Raw genomic sequence first — 19,914 nt, 5'->3', positions numbered from 1 at the left:
AGTCATTGAAGATATTGGTTTGAGCCTCGCTGAAGAGTGTGCGGGGTTCCTGGATTAACGAAGGTCGATGAAACGGGGACTATGTCGATGAAAATCGACACGCCGTAGAATCCCCGGAATCATTGGGTTCCTTCGATATTCTTCTATGCCAATTTGCGGGACAACCCAACTTCGTGTAGGTTTACATCTTGCTGCCCGGCAGTGATGAGAACTCTTCGGAGGGCTTGGAGCTGTTGGTGTGGTGGTGGTTTGAGAACTCAAGAGCGTGTTTGTGCTACTTATAGCTTTTTGATTGCCAGTCCGATGCCCGCCCGGCTGTTGTCGGGTACGTGGGAGCGTTGTGAGGGGTGTCGGGGTTTTTCGTGGGTTGGTTTCCTCCTTATGGAAGCCGGCCCGTCAATTATTGATGTGAGTCGTTTCGGCTTCTTCATGGTTTTTTTGTGGAGGGTTTGATTCTGGCTCAGGATGAACGCTGGCGGCGTGCTTAACACATGCAAGTCGAACGGGATCCGCCAAGCTTGCTTGGTGGTGAGAGTGGCGAACGGGTGAGTAATGCGTGACCAACCTGCCCCATGCTTCGGAATAGCTCCTGGAAACGGGTGGTAATGCCGGATGCTCCGCACTGTCGCATGATGGTGTGGGAAAGGGTTTACCGGCATGGGATGGGGTCGCGTCCTATCAGCTTGTTGGCGGGGTGATGGCCTGCCAAGGCTTCGACGGGTAGCCGGCCTGAGAGGGCGACCGGCCACATTGGGACTGAGATACGGCCCAGACTCCTACGGGAGGCAGCAGTGGGGAATATTGCACAATGGGCGAAAGCCTGATGCAGCGACGCCGCGTGCGGGATGACGGCCTTCGGGTTGTAAACCGCTTTTGATTGGGAGCAAGCGAGAGTGAGTGTACCTTTCGAATAAGCACCGGCTAACTACGTGCCAGCAGCCGCGGTAATACGTAGGGTGCAAGCGTTATCCGGATTTATTGGGCGTAAAGAGCTCGTAGGCGGTTCGTCGCGTCTGGTGTGAAAGTCCATCGCTTAACGGTGGATCGGCGCCGGGTACGGGCGGACTGGAGTGCGGTAGGGGAGACTGGAATTCCCGGTGTAACGGTGGAATGTGTAGATATCGGGAAGAACACCGATGGCGAAGGCAGGTCTCTGGGCCGTCACTGACGCTGAGGAGCGAAAGCGTGGGGAGCGAACAGGATTAGATACCCTGGTAGTCCACGCCGTAAACGGTGGATGCTGGATGTGGGGCCCGTTCCACGGGTTCCGTGTCGGAGCTAACGCGTTAAGCATCCCGCCTGGGGAGTACGGCCGCAAGGCTAAAACTCAAAGAAATTGACGGGGGCCCGCACAAGCGGCGGAGCATGCGGATTAATTCGATGCAACGCGAAGAACCTTACCTGGGCTTGACATGTGCCGGACGGCCGCGGAGACGCGGCTTCCCTTCGGGGCCGGTTCACAGGTGGTGCATGGTCGTCGTCAGCTCGTGTCGTGAGATGTTGGGTCAAGTCCCGCAACGAGCGCAACCCTCGCCTCGTGTTGCCAGCACGTCATGGTGGGAACTCACGGGGGACCGCCGGGGTTAACCCGGAGGAAGGTGGGGATGACGTCAGATCATCATGCCCCTTACGTCCAGGGCTTCACGCATGCTACAATGGCCGGTACAACGGGATGCGACATGGTGACATGGAGCGGATCCCTGAAAACCGGTCTCAGTTCGGATCGGAGCCTGCAACCCGGCTCCGTGAAGGCGGAGTCGCTAGTAATCGCGGATCAGCAACGCCGCGGTGAATGCGTTCCCGGGCCTTGTACACACCGCCCGTCAAGTCATGAAAGTGGGCAGCACCCGAAGCCGGTGGCCCAACCCGCAAGGGGGGGAGCCGTCTAAGGTGAGGTCCGCGATTGGGACTAAGTCGTAACAAGGTAGCCGTACCGGAAGGTGCGGCTGGATCACCTCCTTTCTACGGAGATTATGGAAATCCCCTGCGTGTGATGCGTGGGGGTCGTGCCTGCGGGTCCGGCCGGATGGCCGGATGGTGTGGGCGTGCTGGCGTGGAACGGTCTTGAGGCTGTGGCATGGATGCGCTGTTGGGTTCCCGGACCGCCACCCTTGTGGGTGGTGTTCCCGTCGCCCGTCGGGTTCCTCATGGGGTGTTGCCCTGTGGCGGGTCCCGTCGGTGTGCTGGTGGTTTGAGAACTGGATAGTGGACGCGAGCGGATGGCCGGCTTTCGGGCTGGCTGTCTGCTGTATTGTTTCGTCCGAGCCCACATGGTGGGTTCGGGTCGATCGTTTTGTGATCGTTTAGTGTGATGATTTGTCGTCTGGCAGTTCGCAGTTGTTGTTGTCGTGGCATGGCCTGTGGTCGTGTTGTCGGCAAGGGCGCATGGTGGATGCCTTGGCAGACAGGACCGATGAAGGACGCGTGGGGCCGCGATAGGCCTCGGGGAGCCGCCGACAGGGCTTTGATCCGAGGGTGTCCGAATGGGGTAACCCGCCGGCCGTGATGGGCCGGCACCGCATTCGTGCGGGGGGTACGCAGGGAAGTGAAACATCTCAGTACCTGCAGGAAAGGATATTCCGTGAGTAGTGGCGAGCGAAAGCGGATGATGGCCAAACCGGTGCCGTGTGAGACCCGTCGGGGGTTGCGGCATGGGTGTTGTGGGACTTGGCGTCCGGGCTCCGACGGGCCCGGCGGCAGTGATAAAGCGGCGTGTGAGGCGAACGGGATTGAATTCCCGGCCGTAGAGGGTGATGGCCCCGTAGCCGAAGGCGCGCCGCCTGCCGGTTCTTGTTCCCAAGTAGCGCGGGACTCGTGGAATCCCGTGTGAATCGGCCCCGACCGTGGGGTAAGCCTGAATATTCCTGTCTGACCGATAGCGTACGAGTACCGTGAGGGAAAGGTGAAAAGCACCCCGGGAGGGGAGTGAAAGAGTTTCTGAAACCGTGTGCCTACAATCCGTCGGAGCCCTTCGGGGTGACGGCGTGCCTATCGAAAAATGAGTCTGCGAGTCAGTGGTGCGTGGCGAGGCTAACCCGTGTGGGGCAGCCGTAGCGAAAGCGAGTCCGATAAGGGCGTTCCAGTCGCGTGTCCTGGACCCGAAGCGGGATGATCTAGCCCTGGGCAGGTTGAAGCGCGGGTAAGACCGCGTGGAGGACCGAACGGACCTGGGTTGAAAACCGGGCCGATGACCTGGGGCTAGGGGTGAAAGGCCAATCAAATTCCGTGATAGCTGGTTCTCTCCGAAATGCATTTCGGTGCAGCGTCGCGTGAGTGCCTCCATGGGGTAGAGCTACTGGATGCTTGAGGGCCCGTATCGGGTACCGACAGCAGCCAAACTCCGAATACGTGTGAGGTGTATCGCGGCAGTGAGTCGGCGGGGGATAAGCTCCGTCGTCGAGAGGGAGACAGCCCAGATCGTCGTCTAAGGTCCCCAAGCGCGTGCTAAGTGGGAAAGGATGTGGAGTCGCATAGACAGCCAGGAGGTTGGCTCAGAAGCAGCCATCCTTGAAAGAGTGCGTAACAGCTCACTGGTCTAGTGGTTCCGCGCCGATAATGTAGCGGGGCTCAAGCACGCCACCGAAGACGCGGCAGCGCAGTTCGCTGTGCTGGGTAGGAGAGCGTTCCGCGTGGGGTGAAGCGGCGGCGTGAGCCGGCCGTGGACCGCGTGGAAGTGAGAATGCAGACATGAGTAGCGAGAGGCGGGTGAGAATCCCGTCCGCTGGATGACCAAGGGTTCCGGGGCCACGTTCGTCGTCCCCGGGTGAGTCGGGTCCTAAGGCGAGGCCGACAGGCGTAGTCGAATGGATGAAGGAGTCGATATTCTCCTACCGGCGTCGAGCCGTCCAATCCAAGACGTGGAAGCATGCCCTTACCTGTGTCGGGTGGTGGTCTTCGGACCGTCCGATGGCATGGGACCGGCGTGTGGATGCGTGGCGGGTAGCGCAGGAGTGACACGGAACGGGAGCCGGGCCGCGGTGGTGGTTATCCGTGGTCAAGCATGCGGCGCGTCGGGCAGGCAAATCCGCCCGGCATGAGCGCGAGGTGTGATGATGGGGGGTCTTGTGCCCCGAATCCGGTGTGCCGTTCCGTCGAGAAAAGCTTCGGCGTGAGGATTGGCGCCGCCCGTACCCCAAACCGACACTGGTGGTCAGGTAGAGTATACCAAAGCGATCGAGCGAATCCTGGTCAAGGAACTCGGCAAATCACTCCCGTGCCTTCGGTATAAGGGAGGCCCCGGCCGGTGAGGCGCTTCGCGCGCGGAGCCGGCTGGGGCGGCACAGACCAGGGGGTAGCGACTGTTTACCAAAAACACAGGTGCATGCGAAGACGTAAGTCGCTGTATATGCACTGACGCCTGCCCGGTGCCGGAAGGTTAAGAGGATCCGTCATCCCTCTTCGGAGGGGGCAGCGGTGAATTCAAGCCCCGGTAAACGGCGGTGGTAACTATAACCATCCTAAGGTAGCGAAATTCCTTGTCGGGTAAGTTCCGACCTGCACGAATGGCGTAACGACTTCCCCACTGTCTCGACCAGGAGCTCGGCGAAATTGCAGTACGAGTAAAGATGCTCGTTAAGCGCAGAAGGACGAAAAGACCCCGGGACCTTTACTATACCTTGGTATTGGCGTTAGGTGCGGACTGTGTAGCATAGGCGGGAGGCTTCGAAGCGGGTGCGCCAGCATCCGTGGAGCCGTAATGTGAAATACCGCTCTGTCCTCATCTGGCCTCTAACCTCGGCCGGTCATCCCGGCCAGGGACAGTGCCTGGCGGGTAGTTTAACTGGGGCGGTTGCCTCCCAAAGAGTAACGGAGGCGCCCAAGGGTTCCCTCAGCCCGGTTGGCAATCGGGTGTCGAGTGCAATCGCACAAGGGAGCTTGACTGCGAGACCGACGGGTCGAGCAGGGACGAAAGTCGGAGATAGTGATCCGGTGCCGGCGTACGGACGCGGCATCGCTCAACGGATAAAAGGTACCCCGGGGATAACAGGCTGATCATCCCCAAGAGTCCATATCGACGGGATGGTTTGGCACCTCGATGTCGGCTCGTCGCATCCTGGGGCTGGAGCAGGTCCCAAGGGTTCGGCCGTTCGCCGATTAAAGCGGCACGCGAGCTGGGTTCAGAACGTCGTGAGACAGTTTGGTCTCTATCCTCTGCGCTCGTTGGAATCTTGAGGAGCCCTGCCCATAGTACGAGAGGACCTGGGTGGACGAACCTCTGGTATGCCGGTTGTCGCGCCAGCGGCACGGCCGGTTGGCTACGTTCGGATGGGATAACCGCTGAAAGCATCTAAGCGGGAAGCCCCCTCCAAGATAAGGATTCCATGAAGCCTTAAAGCTTCTGAAGACCCCATGCAGAACACATGGTCGATAGACCGGACGTGGACACCCCGCAAGGGGCGGAGCCGACCGGCACTAATGGTCGAGGACAACACAACACCCACCCCTGGAGGGGTGGCGGCATCAACCCCTACTGCGGATACGACCTGCGGCAATATGCACGGAAGGCCACAGGCGATCGAACACGGAACACGCGTCCACCATCCGGTCCCCGAACCACCAGAAGACCCCATGCCCTTCGCCTGAAGGGGATGGATGAAATTGAAGATTCGCGGCGGTCATGGCCTGGGGGAGACGCCCGGTCCCATTCCGAACCCGGAAGCTAAGACCCAGCACGGCAATGGTACTGCACCCGGAAGAGTGTGGGAGAGTAGCACACCGCCGCCACAACACGTTGAAAGGCCTCTGATGACATAAGTCACCAGAGGCCTTTACTTGTATATACGGGCGTACACCCCTACAAAACACATGCTGTCTGCAAGCCGGACCTCTAGCCCTTGGAGCATTTCAGCTTTATCGAGGCGCTTTATGCTGCGGTACAGCCAAGAGGCGGATACTGGCCCGCCTTATCAGATCTCAGCCAGTGTTCCTGCGATGCAATAGATAAGAAAAGTGAAACTAACGTCGAGCAACTTATGATATTCCAGCTCATACGATACTTTAAAGAGCCATCAATAGCCGCTTACACCGCTGATCGGGATCAACACAGTAGCCAATAGACTGTCCAATAATCTTCAGGTCGTGTCTTATCGGTGAGGCGCCCGGTGCAGTCAATGAAACCTCTCCGGGAACTGTGGTTTTCACATGAATTTGGCAGTGTCTCAAAACCCTTGTGTGTCAATACATAAAACGTTAAAGCAAATAAGTAAAATGTCAGCTGTTGCCCACCATATACAGGGAGGTATTAGATGGCTGGCAGGATATTCGATATCCATTTGGACAAACATGTGCCGAAGGCGACCATACCGGTAACCGAACAACGACATCTCTGGTTCCGTGAGTTCATGAAACCATATCTGATGGTCATCATTCTGTACATTACCATGTACCTTGTTCGGAATAATTTTAAAGCGGCACAGCCTTTGATGAAGCAGCAGTTGGGCATTACAACCCAGCAGTTGGGCGTAATTGGTTTTGTTTTCTCCGTTGTCTATGGAATCGGAAAAATCGTTGTGGGATATCTGGTCACAGGCAAAGACAACAAGAAGATTGCATCAATCATGCTTTTCTGCTCGTCTATCGTGGTCATTTGCATCGGCTTCCTCTTCACCTTAAGTCATGTGCCTATTGGTTGGTTGATCGTTCTATGGGCCTTGAACGGGGTCTTTCAGTGCGCCGGCGGCCCAAGCTGCGCGACGGTGATCTCCAACTGGACGACGAAGACGACCTACGGCCGATATTTGGGTGTTTGGAACGCTTCCCACAATATAGGCGGTGGCTTGGCTGGGGTATTCGCCATCTGGTGTGCCCAAACCTTCTTCGGAGGCAAGGTGGCCGGTATGTTTATCGTCCCGGGTGTAGTGGCACTTCTGGTGGCGATTATGTGCTTCCTGGTCGGCAAGAACCGTCCCGAGGATCTGGGATGGGAACCCTCAGAGACGATCTTCAATGAGCCTGTCAAGCAGGAAGACGAGGAGTCGCATGATGATACGACTTGGCAGATTTTCCGCCGGTACCTGCTTTCCAACCCTTGGGTTTGGGTGCTTTGCGTCAGCAACGTTTTCGTCTATCTGATCCGCATCGGCATTGACAACTGGGCGCCTCTGCGTGTGACTGAGCAGCTGCATTTCAGCAATCAGGTAGGCGCGCGGACCATCTTCTATTTCGAGATGGGTGCTCTGATTGGATGCCTTCTCTGGGGAGTGGTGTCTGACTTCCTGGGTGGCAGGCCCGCCCTCGTGTCCACGCTTTGCGCCATCTGCCTGCCGCTCGGAATGGCAGGCTACCAGCTGGGCCGCACCCCTGTGGTCATTTACATCTCGCTCTTCTTCTTGGGCATGTTCATTTTCGGACCCCAGATGCTGATCAATATTTCCATGCTCAATCAAATTCCCAAGCGGGCAAATGTGCTGTCCGGCGGCATGGTCGGCGCATTCGCCTACCTGTTCGGTGATTCCACCGCCAAGGTCCTGCTGGCCAAGATCGCGGATTCCTCGTCCGATGGGCTGACCGTGTTGGGGCATGTGCTGCATGGTTGGAATGACACTTTTATCGTGCTGTATATCGCCATTGTCTGTGCGGTCGTGCTTTTGGGCCTGGTGGCCTTGATGGAAGAGAAACGTATTAGAGGAGGTCGTCGATGAACATCACCAATTTCCGGGATCTGGGTGGCATGCGGACCATCCACGGCCGCCGGGTCCGCCCCCACGGGTTCATCCGGTCCGGGCAGCTGGTCGGCCTGGACGAGGAGACCAGAAGGGATCTGGTCGAACGCTACCAGGTGACGCAGGTCGTGGACTTCCGCCGACCCTTCGAGATACAGGAGAGTCCTGACGACTCAATCGAAGGCATCACTTTTACCAACATCGATCTACTGGGTATGATCGGTGCCCGCAATACCAGCTTGGACGACTTCGCCTCGATAGGTTCGGTCGATCGGGTCAACGACCATATGTTGGGTACCTACCACGACATGGTCCTGAATCCAGGCGCTCAGAAAGGTTTCGGGCGCTTCCTGCGCATCGTCGTGGGCAACACCCAGGGGGCTACGCTCTTCCACTGCTTTGCCGGCAAGGACCGGACCGGGTTCGCCGCGGCCCTGGTGCTCTGGCTGCTGGAGGTGGACGACGACCGGATATTCGCGGACTACCTGAAGACCAACCAGGAGAGGGTCGCGGCCAACAATCAGCTGCTGGACCAATTCCGCGCCAAGGGCTTCGACCAGGATTCACTGGACGCACTGGCGGTTGCACTTTATGTCAAGCAGGAATATCTGATCTACGCCCGCCAGCTCATGATCGACGCCTATGGTGATGTCTTCGCCTATGCACATCAGGCTCTGGGGTTCGGACCGGACCAGGTGGAGGCCCTGCGCAGCAACCTGCTTGAGTAATCGGACAAGACCGAATAGGTGCGGGCAGGTGATCGGGCTTGAGTGCCAATTGTAAGGGGGCATCGTGCATACATAAGTCTGGGACGGTAATGATTCCGGGGCTCCCGTGCGGCCCTGGTCGGTCAATGTTGATCGCCAGACGACCGGGAGGCCCGGGCCATTGGGAGACGGCCATGAATGCGGGCGCGGGTTTCTTTCGCACAGACGGATTGCCGAGCAGACCGCGATTATATGGTCAGCAAAACGACATGGGAACAGCCGAATCCATCTTGACTGACCATATCGACGCTGCAGGTGACTGGATGATCAAGGAGGATTTTGGACTCAGTTTGAAAGAGACATCCCTGTCCTGGAGCGGCTGCTGGTATCTCCCTGGCTGAAGACCTGGTCGTAGAACTCCTGCACCAGGGACTTGTTGGCTGCCGTCTCACTCATGCTCATCATGAACCCTCGTCTTCCGCCAGTACCCGGGCTTTCGAGTTTCTTCATGATGGGTGTCTTCGCTCAGGCTCGTAAGTGTGCATGAGACCAAGGTGAGCAGGTGGATGGTGGCTTACGGAAAGGCTATCAGGCCTTGAAGTGGCGCTCGTCGTTCATGGTGGCGAAGTTCAGACCGATCAGGATGCCGCCGCCTATGTAGTTGCCCAGCATGGCCACCAGGACCACCAGGATCGCCTTCCAGGCGTTGACCCGCCCGAAGACCCCCAGGATGAGGAAGAGGGCCGAATCCGCTATCGAGTGCTCGAACCCGCAGAAGGCGAAGACGAAAACGGCCACGACCATGATGATGCACTTGGTGAAGTCGTTGGAAAGCTTGCCGTTGTAGACCATGAGCATGGCGATGTTGATGCAGAAGTTGCACAGGATACCGCGCACGAACAGGTCGGCAAAGCCCATGGGGCCGCCGGAGACGTAGCCGGTCTTGGTGGCCGAGGCCGCCAGCATCTGGTCCAGGGTCGGACCGCTGACGATGGATGAGAAGCGCAGGATGACGGCCACGATCAGGGCTCCGGCCAGGTTGCCCAGAAGGCAGAGGACCAGGATCCGCAGGGAGGCCAGCCAGCCCAGGCGCTTGTGATAGGCGCCTATGGTGACCACCATCATGTTGGAGGTCAGCAGTTCGGAGTTGGTGTAGTAGATCAGGACCAGGGCCCAGCCGAAGGTAGTCGCCGCCAGGACCCGGCCTGCCAGGATCAGACCGTGGTCGGCGGGGTTCTGGCCGGCCTGGCCCATGATGACGAAGAAGGCCGTGAAGAAGATACCCACAAAGAGGCCGGCCATGGTGGCCCGTTGCATGTACTTGCCGGTCAGGGCGCCACTCATGGTCTTCTTGCTTTCGACCACGTCCAGGACGGTGCTGATGAAGGCCCGTCCGGGGAAGAGGGGTTGTCTGTTCTGTCGATCTGTCATCTGATTGGGTTGCTCATTCACGGGGTTCATTATGGCATTCCCGAGTAAAGAGGGACCGCCCTTAGGGCCCGACTGTGCGGGAATTCACTTCTTTGCCAGTGCCACCCGGTGTCGTTCAGCCTCACTCCGTGCGCAGGGCGGTGGCGGGATCCTGCTTGGCCGCCTTCCGCGAGGGGATCAGGCCGCCGATCAGGGTCAGGATCACGCTCAGGATGACCAGAGCCACGCCACCCGAGGCAGGCAGGGCCGCATTCACCTCGGTGGTGCCCATGAAGTGGTGCATGATGCTGTTGGCCGGAACGATCAGCAGCAGAGTGATGCCCACCCCCAGCAGGCCCGCCAGAAGTCCGATGAGGCCGGTCTCGGCGTTGAATACGTTGGAGACGTTCCGCTTGGAGGCGCCCATGGCGCGCAGGATGCCGATCTCCTTGGTCCGCTCCAGAACCGATATGTAGGTGATGATGCCGATCATGATGGAGGAGACCACCAGCGAGACCCCGACGAAGGCTATCAGCACGTAGGTGATGACGTTGATGATGGTGGTGACCGAATTCATCATCAGGCCCACGTAGTCGGTATAGACGATCCTGTTCTTCTCCGCAGCCTTGTCGTTGTAGTGCTTGATGGAGTCACCCACGGAATTCTTGTTCTCGAAGCTGTCCGTGTAGATGCTGATGCGGGAGGGGGCATCCCGGGAGATCAGGCCGAAGTCGCTCAGGTTGTCGGCGTAGGTGCCGGTGGAGACGTACTGGTTGTAGATGGCGACCAGGGCGTTCTGCGGGGCGGTGGCGATGTACTGGTCGAAGGCCTGGGCCGTCTGCTGCTCGGCGGAGGCCCCCGTGGGGATGCCCGCAGAACCTTGGGCTCTTGCAGCGGCCCCTGCCCGGCCCTGGGCCTCCTGGCCGGCCATGGCTGCCGAGCCTTTCATGATCTCCTGGGCCATGCTGGCCTTCTGGCTGACGCCCAAGGATGCGATGTAGGCCTTGGCATCGTTGGCCTTGGCGGCATCGTCGGCAGGGGCGAAGGCCATCCCGTTGAGGACGCTGTGGCCCTGGTCGGCCTCCTGGTCGGTGACGATGGGGCTGGTCTTGGCCTGGTCGATCAGGTAGTCGGTCAGCTGGCGGGTATACCCGACGCCTACCTTGAGGGGTGTGGCCTTGGCTCCCTGGTGGGGGCGTACTATGCCTACGATGTGCAGCTGCAGGCCCTGATCGGCGGCCTTGGTCATCTGGTCGGTGCTGTCGCCGATGTAGTGGTAGTGGCCGTCGGTCCCCTTGGCATACTGGTCCGCAGCGGGCACCAGGGAGAGTTTCTGGTCCATGGCCTTGGCGTATTCGATGGGCTTGGTGTCGACCTTGACCTCCTGCCCGCTGTTGAGTTTGTTCATCATGTCGGTGTATTGGCTGGAGGGGAGGATGCCCAGCTTGTAGAGGCTGGTGACGGGCATCTGGTTGTTCTTGTCCAGCACCAGGACCACCTGATCCTTGGCCTTGGGCCAGGTGCCGTTCACCACCTGGTAGTTGTCGGTCACCACCTTGCTGATGGTGGTCTTGGCATCGGCCCCCGGCATGATTTCGCCGAAGATCTCCGGAGCCTTGTTCTTCTCGGTCTTGCCGGTCAGGTAGGACATCTGCATGGACTGGATGTCGCCCATGTCGCTGTCGGTGTTGGCCGTGGCCATCTGGCTGGCGGTGGAGCTGGCGTCGTCCTGCCCGCTCATGGTCACCTTGTCCGCAGAGACCAGCTTACCGTCCGGGTCGTGTCCGAAGACCGCGAACTTGGTGGCGTAGGAGTACTGGATGCCCACGGACCCCACATACTGGTGGATCTCGCTCTTGGGATTATCCAAGTATTTTTTGAAGTCTGTCAGATTGTTCTGGGTGATGCTGCTGGTCAGGCTGGAGGCCCCCTTGATGCTGGAGTCGTCCGGCTGGATGGCCTTGAGATCCTTGTGGGCCTTGGCCTCCTTCTGCGATTCCTGGGCGGAGTCCACTATCTTGTTCAGGTCGAAGGACTGCTCCTGAATGGTGATGGGGTAGGAGGTCATGGTCTCCCGCTGCACCCTGTCGATGTAGCGGTTGACCCCGGTGGATACCGACAGGATCAGGGCGATGCCGATGATGCCGATGGACCCGGCGAAGGAGGTCAGGGCTGTCCGGGCCTTCTTGGTCCGAAGATTGTTGAAGCTCAGCGACAGTGAAGTCAGCAGTCCCATGGAGGCCTTGCCGAAGGTGCGGTGGCGGGCCCGGCGGATGGGCACCTGGTCGTCGGGCAGGGGGTCGGAGTCGCTGATGACCGATCCGTCGTGCAGCTCCACAATCCTGGTGGCGTACTGGTGGGCCAGCTCCGGGTTGTGGGTGACCATGACCACCAGCCGGTCCTGGGCCACCTCCTTGAGCAGGTCCATGATCTGGATGGAGGTCTCGGAATCCAGTGCTCCGGTGGGCTCGTCGGCCAGGAGGATGCGGGGGTTGTTGACCAGTGCCCTGGCGATGGCCACCCGCTGCATCTGCCCGCCCGAGAGCTGGTTGGGCCGCTTGTTCACGTGCTGACCCAGTCCCACCTGCTCCAGGGCCTGCCTGGCACGCTCCCGCCGCTCCTGCCGGTGCACGCCCGAGATGGTCAGAGCCAGCTCCACGTTGGACAGGATGCTCTGGTGGGGAATCAGGTTGTAGCTCTGGAAGACGAAGCCCACGGTGTGGTTGCGGTAGGAGTCCCAGTCCCTGTCCTTGTACTTTTTGGTGGAGGTGCCGTTGATGATCAGGTCGCCCTGGTCATAGCGGTCCAACCCGCCGATGATGTTGAGCAGGGTGGTCTTGCCGGACCCGGAGGGGCCCAGGATGGCCACGAACTCGTTGTCGCGCAGGTTGACGCTGACATCATTCAAGGCCTGCTGGACGAAGTCCCCTGTTTTGTATTGTTTGGAGATGTGTTCGATCTGCAGCACCGTCGTCCTCAGCTTTCTGGATTCTCAATGGCATGGACTTATGGACTCTTGGAGTGCCAGCTTACGCCATCGGAATGGGTAAATGCCGATATGGCCTAGTCCACCGACTTGAGGGCCTCCAGCATGTCCACATGCTTGAGCTTGTTGTTGACCATCCAGCCCAGGCCGGCCGTGATGACCGTGATCATGACCAGGGGCACGATGAAGGCCACCCAGCTGATGGAGGGGTCAAAGAGGACGTTGTCCGGTGGAACGGTGGTGATGATGTAGTGGTGCAGCCAGGCCCCGAACCCATACCCGGCCAGGACGCCGATGGCCGATAGGAGGATGGTCTCCCGGTAGATGTACATGGTCACCTCGCGGTCGTAGAAGCCCAGCACCTTGATGGTGCTCAGTTCACGGATGCGCTCCTCAACGTTCAGGTTGGTCAGGTTGTAGAGGATGACCAAGGCCAGCAGGGTGGCCACGATGATCAGCACCTGCATGATCATGTTCAAGGATTTGACCACGGTGTCGATCTGGCTCATCAGGGTCGTGTTCTGCACCACCCCCTGGATCCCGTCGATACGTATGAAGGAGGCGGCCTGCTTTCTGGTGTTCGCCGCGCTGGAGTCCTTGAAGGTGACCAGATGGGCGTTGGGCGAGAAGTCCTGGCGGAAGACGGTCCTGTAGGCCGATGGGCTCATGAAGACGAAGTGCCCCAGGTACATCTCGCAGATGCCGTCCACCCGCATGGTCCTGTCCCTGCCGCCTGAATCCTGCAGGGTGATCCTGTCGCCGACCTTGGTTCCCGTCAGCTGGGCGATCCTTTCGGAGAGGATCACGCCGTCGCCCTTGAGGCTCAGGGGCTTGTGCCCGGACCGGGTGTCCATGCGGATGAAGTCGTCCAGATGCTCGGCGCTGGCCGGCGCGATCATGGTGATGGACTGTTTGTCGGCGTTGTGGCCGGCTGTCTTGGTCATCTCCTCGTAACGCACGTTCAGGGAACGGCTCACATCGGGCTTTTCCAGCCGTTTTTTGATGGATTGGCGTTGGTCGGATGTGGCCTGGCTGTTCTCGGCGGCGATCAGGTCGTAGCGGATCACCTGACCGAACTGGTGCTCGTTGATGGCGGAGATGGACCCCTGCACGCCGAAACCGGCCATCAGCAGAGCCACCGATCCGCAGACCCCGAAGATGGTCATCAGCATCCGCTGCTTGTAACGGAAGATGTTCCGGGCGGTGACCTTGTGGGTGAAGCTGAGTCGGTTCCAGATCAGGGGGATGCGCTCCAGGAAGATCTTCGAACCGGCGCTGGGCGGCTTGGGCAGGAGCAGGGCCGACGGCTTTTCGCGCAGCTCCCGCCAGGCGCTCAGGAAGGCCGGAACAACGGCGCTCAGGAAGGCCAGCAGGCAGGCCAGGAGGGTGATGGGCAGGTGGAAGCCGTAGTGAATGGGCGGCATGTCGAAGGCGTGGACATAGGCCTGGTAGACGATCCAGGGCAGGAGGGTGTGGCCGGCGATGATGCCCAGAAGCGCGCCCAGGGCCGAGGCTGCTCCGCCGTAGACCAGGAACTTGGCCATGACATCCTGGTCCCTGTAGCCCAGGGCTTTGAGTGTTCCTGCGTTGATCCGCTCCTCATCCACAAAGCGCGTCATGGTGGTGAAGGTGACCAGGGCGGCCACCAGATACATGAAGTAGGGGAAGACCTTGGCCAGCGAGTCCACGATGAACGAGACGGAGGCGTAGACCTTGTAGCCCTCCGAGCCGGGTGCTTCACGGCGCGAGTCCAGGGCGTAGACAGGCTTTTCCAGTCGGCTCAGCTGGTCAGCCGCCTTGTTCAGCTTCTTCTGGGAGTCGTCGATCCTCTTCTGGGCGTCCGGGCTCTCCCTCTTGAACTTGTCCAGTTTGGTCTGGTATTCCGCGGTTTTCTGGTCCAGGGTGGCCTGGGCCTGGTCGATCTGCCCCTGGGCCGAGGCCCGGCTGTCGGCCAGCTGCCGCCGGGCCTCGGCCAGTTTGGTCCTGCCCTGGGCCAGCTGTGCGGAGGCCTGGTCAAGCTGGGTCTTGCCCTGGGCCAGTTGGCGCTCGCCTTCCTCCACCTTGGCTCTTGCCTGGGTCAGCTCCCGACGCTTTGCATCCAGGGTCTGCTGGTTGGCCGCAACCTGGGCCATGCCGGGGGCATACTGGTTGGTCATGAAGGCATCGCGGCCCGTCTTGGCCTTGGTCACCAGGGCATCGATCTGCGGTGATTGCCGATTGAGTTCGGTCAGCTGTGCCTGGAGCCCGGCCTTCTTGCGGTTGAGGTCCTCCTGCTGCTGAGGGGCCAGCCCGGGTGTGGCCAGTTGGGCGTCGATGGTCTGAATGAGGCCGGTGACCTGTGCGATGCCCTGTCTGCATTGTGTCTGAGCCGCTTGGGCCTGGGCTACAGCCTGATCGGCCTGGGCCTTGCCGCCTTCCAGCTGCTGGCGGGAACCATCAAGCTTGGCCTGTCCCTGGTCGATGGCCTGCTGCCCCTGGTCGGCCTGATGCCTGCCCTGGGCCACCTGGCTGGCGGAGGACTGGTATTGCTTCTGCTTTCGAGCCAGTTCGGCCGAACTCAGATCCACCTCCTGCTGCCCTTGGTCGATGGCCGCCTGGGCCTGCACCGTCTTGGCAGCCAGTTGGTTCTTGGCGGACTGGATGCTTTGGGCACCCTGGTCCAGATCCTTCCTGGCCTGGTCCAGCTGCTGCCGGTTCCCCTCGAGTTCGTTTCTGGACTGGTCCACCTGGTCCTGTCCCTGGTCCAGCTGCTTCTGCAGTGGAGCCTTGATGGCGTTCAGCCTAGCTGTGGGGCGCCCCGACAGGATCCTGTTCAGATCGTCCTTGTGGGTCTGCAGGGCCTGGATGTACTGGTCGGAATAGTGGTCCTGAATCCGGTCCAGGTCCGTGAAGGTCAGGCGGGCGATCATGTACTCGTCCGAGTCGAAGGCTTTGGGCGTGGTTACGGCGTAGGAGTCCAGCGACCCCGAGCCGGCTGTGGAGGGGCCCATGTTGACCTTGCTCAGGATCTCGGTCGACCTGACCGTGCCCACCACGCGCAGCTTGTGGTGCCTCAAGACCTTCCTGCCCAGCTGGTCGGCCTTCTCATCCACCTGGATGCTGCTGCCGATGGGGTGACTCTCGGCCAGGGCCGTGTCGACCGCTATCTGGTCGGGCCTGGTCGGCATGGTCCCGTCGACCAGCTCATAGGTGGAGATCCGGTCGGGGGCGGAGTAGATGCGCAGGCTCTTGTCGGTGCCCTTGAGCACCACATCCTTCAGATATCCGTATTCGATTCCCGAGTTGCCGGGGGCGGTGTCGATGGCATCCCGATCCTCCTGGTCCAGGCCGTAGCTACTGATGACCATCAGGTCGGCCAGATGGTGGTCGGACAGGTAGGCGTTGCCGGCCTGCCGCATGTCCGGCCCGGTCACGCTCAGCCCGACCAGGGCAAAGGAGCCCAGCGCCACCAGGCAGACTATAGAGATGAACCGTCCCAGGGATTTGCGCAGGGAGACCCGGATGTCGTGCCAGAGCACCTTCCTGACGGGCTGCATCCTCACCACTCCACGTTTTCGATGTCTTCGGGGCTGTCATTGGTCTGCACGGCCTGGACCCGGGCGTCGTGCATGCGGATGACCCTGTCGGCGATGGGGGCGATGGCCGCGTTGTGGGTGACGATGACCACGGTGGCGCCCTTCTTGCGGCACTGGTCCTGGAGGATGCGCAGCACCTGTTTGCCGGTCCGGTAGTCCAAGGCCCCGGTGGGTTCGTCACAGAGCAGAATCTTGGGGTTCTTGGCCACGGCCCGGGCGATGGCCACACGCTGCTGCTCGCCGCCGGAAAGCTGGGCGGGGAAGTTATCGATCCGGTCGCCCAGACCTACGTCGACCAGGGTCTGGACCGGGTCAGCAGCGTCGTCCACGATCTCCGAGGCCAGCTCCACGTTCTCCCTGGCGGTCAGGTTGGCCACCAGATTGTAGAACTGGAAGACGAAGCCCACGTCATAGCGGCGGTAGGTGGTCAGCTGCCGGGCGTCATAGCCGGCGATGTCCTTCCCGTCCACGATCACCTGGCCCTCGTTGCAGGTGTCCATGCCGCCCAGAATGTTCAGCACGGTCGATTTGCCCGCTCCCGAGGCGCCGAGGATGACCACCAGCTCGCCCTTCTCGATGGAGAAGGTGACCTCATTGTTGGCCACGATGGTCGTCTCGCCGGTCACATACCGTTTCGTCTCTCCGATGACGTCGATATAGCCCATCATGCCCTCTCGTAACCCTGGCTGTGCGGCGGGGCCGTCCGACGCGAGGGACGCCCCCTGATGCTCTTTTCCCCACTACTGTATACGTTCGCGGGGTCCGGAGCACAGGGGAACCGCCTGCCGGGAGGCGTCATGTTCACCGACCCTGCAAGGGCTCGGAGGTTCAGAGGGCTTGCAGGAGGTTGCCGAGTTTGCGGCTGTCCCTGACCGGTCTGCCCTGGCGGAAGGTGATGAACCGCTGGCAGGTCTGGGCCAGGAACTCCTGGTCGTGCGAGATGACGATCACCATGACCCCCAGGGAGCGCATGTAGCGAATCATCCCGGTCACCTGGTTCATGTGGAGCAGGTCCAGGCCACTGGTGGGTTCGTCCAGAACCACCAGGCGCTTGCCCGACAGTATGGCGGCCGCGATGGCCACCCGTTGCTTTTCCCCGCCGGAGAGGGTGTTGGGGTGTCGGCCCAGGAGCCGCTCCAGGTCCAGCTTTCTCGCCACCTCCTCAAAGAGGTCGGTCCGCCTGGCCCCAAGGAGCATCTCGCCCTCCACGGTCTCGCTGAAGAGCTGGTAGTTGACATCCTGAAAGACCATGTAGGAGTCCTCGACACGCTCCCTGGCGGTCTGCTTGGTCCCATTCAGGCTGATTTCCGACCTGTCGCCGGGTTTGAGCAGTCCGGTCAGGACCGAGGCGAAGGTGCTCTTGCCGGCACCGTTGCGGCCGATGATGCCGGTGATGTCATCGCTGGACAGGGTCAGGTCGTCCACATCCAAGGCAGGAGGCTGGTCGTGATGGTAGGCATAGGTCAGGTTCCGGACCCGGAGCAGGTCGGGGGTCTTCTCGGTAGTGACCCTGGCTGGGGCACACGCATTCTCGGTCGCGTCCAGGTCCAGGGCCCGCAGGCCCATGGCCTGGCGACTCGGAGCATCCAGTCCCCTCATGGCGGCCGGGGTCAGGTGCTCCGCCAGCCTGCCGTCCTTCATGACCAGGAAGTCGTCGGCCAGGCCGTCCAGGTAGTAGAGGCGGTGTTCGATCAGGACCATGGTCAGGCCCCGGTCCTTCAAGCGGCCCAGAATCTGCGCCAGGCTGGCCACCGCTTCCACGTCCAGATTGCCGGAGGGCTCGTCCAGGACCAGGATCTCCGGGTCCATCATGCAGGAGGAGGCGATGGCGATCATCTGCTTCTCGCCCCCGGACAGGGAGAAGATGTCCCGGTCCATGAGCGGAGCTATGCCGAAGAGGTCGGCCACCTGGTCTATACGCTCCCGGATGGCCTCCGGCTGGACCCCGGTGTTCTCCAGGGGGAAGGCCAGCTCGCTGCGGACGTCGGTGGTGAAGAACTGGGTCTTGGGATTCTGGAAGACCGACCCCACCTGCTCCGAAAGCCGGTAGATGGGCCGGGCCGTGGTGGGTTCGCCCCCGATCAGGCACTCCCCCTCCAGCTTGCCCTCGTAGAGTTCGGGAATCAGGCCGTTGATGACCCTGGACAGGGTGGTCTTGCCGCAACCGCTCGGCCCGGTGATCACGGTCAGCCGTCCCTGGCCCATCCGGCAGGAGACCTCCTGGAGGGAAGGCTGGCTGGCACCCTCGTAGGTGAAGCTAAGCCTGGAACATTGCAACATAGGCTCCACATCCCATAAGGACCAGACCCAGGGCGCACATGAGCGCATCCAGTCCGGTGAAGGCAATCCGTTGGATGGAGGTCTTGGGCCCGGGGTCGCCGATTCCCCTGGTCAGGGCGGCCGAGGTCAGGTCGGAGGCCACATTGGTGGCGTTATTGAGCAGGGGGACGTAGATGTATTCCATGGTTCGCATCGGATGCCGGACCATGTCGCCGGTGGTGACCGCGATCCCCCTGAATTTCATGGCCCGTCTGATCTGGGCATAGTCGTGCCTGACGGTCGGGAAGAAGCGGAAGAGGACGCTGACGGGGATGACCAGCCACTGGGGGGCGTGGATCTTGCGCAGCAGGTAGACCAGCTCCGAGACCTTGGTGGTGCCCATCATGAAGGCCGCAACCAGCACCAGGGGGAGGACCCTGCCCACGCCGACGAAGAGGAAGAGCAGGTAATGCCCCGGCAGGTTCTCGGGAAAGACCATGGCCAGGGAGGCGCCCAGGGCGAAGACCAGACAGACCAGAAGCCAGGCCTGGCCCTTCCTGACCCTGCCCACGATGACCTGGAAGCTGCAGAAGTAGATGTTGATGGCCAGGACCAGCGGAGTGGGGAGGGTGACGAAGATCAGGGCGTTGGCGAAGATGACCAGCAGGAATCTGGTGTAGATGGAGATGGGCCTCATTGCTTGGCGGGTATCCGGTTGAAATGCCGGTCGACGATCCGGGCGCCTATCCATGCACCGAGCAGGGCGCCGACCAGGGTGGCCAGAATGCAGACCAGGAAGGTGGCTCCGGTGATGGGCGCGAAGACCCCGTCGATGTACTCCTGGCTCTTGCCGCGGCGGACCAGGCTGGCCACATAGGCGTCCTTCATGAACCAAAGAGGCAGGACGGGGCCGGTGCAGCCGAAGGTGAGGATGACATAGCTCAGGTAGCGGGCCAGGTTGGGACGGCTCTCCCAGAGCGATGACTGAACCAGGTCAGCCAGCAGGCCGCAGAAGGCGTAGGGGATGAAGGAGAGGGCGAAGTGGCCGAAAACCAGCAGGAAGAGGCCCATGATGACGCCGACGATGGTGATGGCCCCGAACCTGGGCACCCGGCGGATCATCAGCATGTAGACCGGGCCGGAGACCAGCCCCACCACAGCGGGGATGAAGAGGGAGGACAGACCGGGCATGACCAGGCCAGCAAGGAAGACGGTGATGAAGTTGCCCACCGCCATGCTGACGAAGTAGAGGGCCGTGAAAATGCCGACGTTGACCAGGTCTTTTGTCTTCAGTGCTTTCATAAAGGATCGCTCCC

The 19,914-nt window shown here is 60.8% G+C and carries 9 protein-coding genes and 3 rRNA genes; 5 read left to right on the top strand and 7 right to left on the bottom strand.

Going from position 1 to position 19,914, the window contains the following annotated elements:
- Positions 1-437 precede the first annotated feature (437 nt).
- The 5 genes from H3U89_RS03505 (at position 438) to H3U89_RS03485 (ending at position 8,389) form a co-directional block, all read left to right on the top strand.
- Positions 438-1,962 (top strand): 16S ribosomal RNA (locus H3U89_RS03505).
- A 403-nt stretch (positions 1,963-2,365) separates the two neighbouring features.
- Positions 2,366-5,435: ribosomal RNA gene (locus tag H3U89_RS03500) — 23S ribosomal RNA — on the top strand.
- Positions 5,436-5,607: 172 nt separating this feature from the next.
- Positions 5,608-5,724 (top strand): 5S ribosomal RNA (gene rrf / locus H3U89_RS03495).
- Together the 16S, 23S and 5S rRNA genes form the textbook arrangement of a ribosomal RNA operon.
- A gap of 521 nt (positions 5,725-6,245) precedes the next feature.
- Positions 6,246-7,640: a hexose-6-phosphate:phosphate antiporter gene (gene uhpT, locus H3U89_RS03490; protein ID WP_198178481.1), complete on the top strand. Its 1,395-nt coding sequence runs from the start codon at positions 6,246-6,248 to the stop codon at positions 7,638-7,640.
- Positions 7,637-8,389: a tyrosine-protein phosphatase gene (locus H3U89_RS03485; RefSeq protein WP_198178482.1), complete on the top strand. Its 753-nt coding sequence runs from the start codon at positions 7,637-7,639 to the stop codon at positions 8,387-8,389. The genes uhpT and H3U89_RS03485 overlap by 4 nt, the downstream gene beginning before the upstream one ends.
- A 567-nt stretch (positions 8,390-8,956) precedes the next feature.
- Here H3U89_RS03485 and H3U89_RS03480 read toward each other — a convergent pair.
- From H3U89_RS03480 to H3U89_RS03450, 7 genes are all read right to left on the bottom strand, one after another.
- A complete protein-coding gene (locus tag H3U89_RS03480) occupies positions 8,957-9,799 on the bottom strand; it encodes a formate/nitrite transporter family protein (RefSeq protein ID WP_232339282.1) in 843 nt (280 codons plus the stop codon).
- A 121-nt stretch (positions 9,800-9,920) separates the two neighbouring features.
- Positions 9,921-12,746, bottom strand: a complete 2,826-nt coding sequence (locus H3U89_RS03475) for an ABC transporter ATP-binding protein/permease (protein ID WP_198178484.1) — start codon at positions 12,744-12,746, stop codon at positions 9,921-9,923.
- A gap of 95 nt (positions 12,747-12,841) precedes the next feature.
- Positions 12,842-16,300, bottom strand: a complete 3,459-nt coding sequence (locus tag H3U89_RS03470) for an FtsX-like permease family protein (RefSeq protein WP_198178485.1) — start codon at positions 16,298-16,300, stop codon at positions 12,842-12,844.
- Between the two features lie 2 nt (positions 16,301-16,302).
- The gene (locus H3U89_RS03465; protein ID WP_045923831.1) at positions 16,303-17,004 is read right to left on the bottom strand and encodes an ABC transporter ATP-binding protein; all 702 of its coding nucleotides are present in this window, start codon (positions 17,002-17,004) and stop codon (positions 16,303-16,305) included.
- A 163-nt stretch (positions 17,005-17,167) separates the two neighbouring features.
- Complete coding sequence (locus H3U89_RS03460) at positions 17,168-18,619, bottom strand: ABC transporter ATP-binding protein (RefSeq protein ID WP_198178486.1); 1,452 nt, start codon at positions 18,617-18,619, stop codon at positions 17,168-17,170.
- Positions 18,597-19,295: an energy-coupling factor transporter transmembrane component T gene (locus tag H3U89_RS03455; RefSeq protein ID WP_044097939.1), complete on the bottom strand. Its 699-nt coding sequence runs from the start codon at positions 19,293-19,295 to the stop codon at positions 18,597-18,599. Before H3U89_RS03455 ends, H3U89_RS03460 begins: the two co-directional genes overlap by 23 nt.
- Positions 19,292-19,900 carry an MptD family putative ECF transporter S component gene (locus H3U89_RS03450; RefSeq protein ID WP_198178487.1) on the bottom strand — a complete coding sequence of 203 codons (609 nt, stop codon included), beginning with the start codon at positions 19,898-19,900 and terminating at the stop codon, positions 19,292-19,294. The genes H3U89_RS03455 and H3U89_RS03450 overlap by 4 nt, the downstream gene beginning before the upstream one ends.
- Positions 19,901-19,914 lie beyond the last annotated feature (14 nt).

The sequence above is a fragment of the Bifidobacterium sp. W8104 genome (genome assembly GCF_016100735.1).
Lineage (GTDB): Bacteria > Actinomycetota > Actinomycetes > Actinomycetales > Bifidobacteriaceae > Bombiscardovia > Bombiscardovia choladohabitans.
This window is presented reverse-complemented; position numbering and strand designations above follow the sequence as displayed.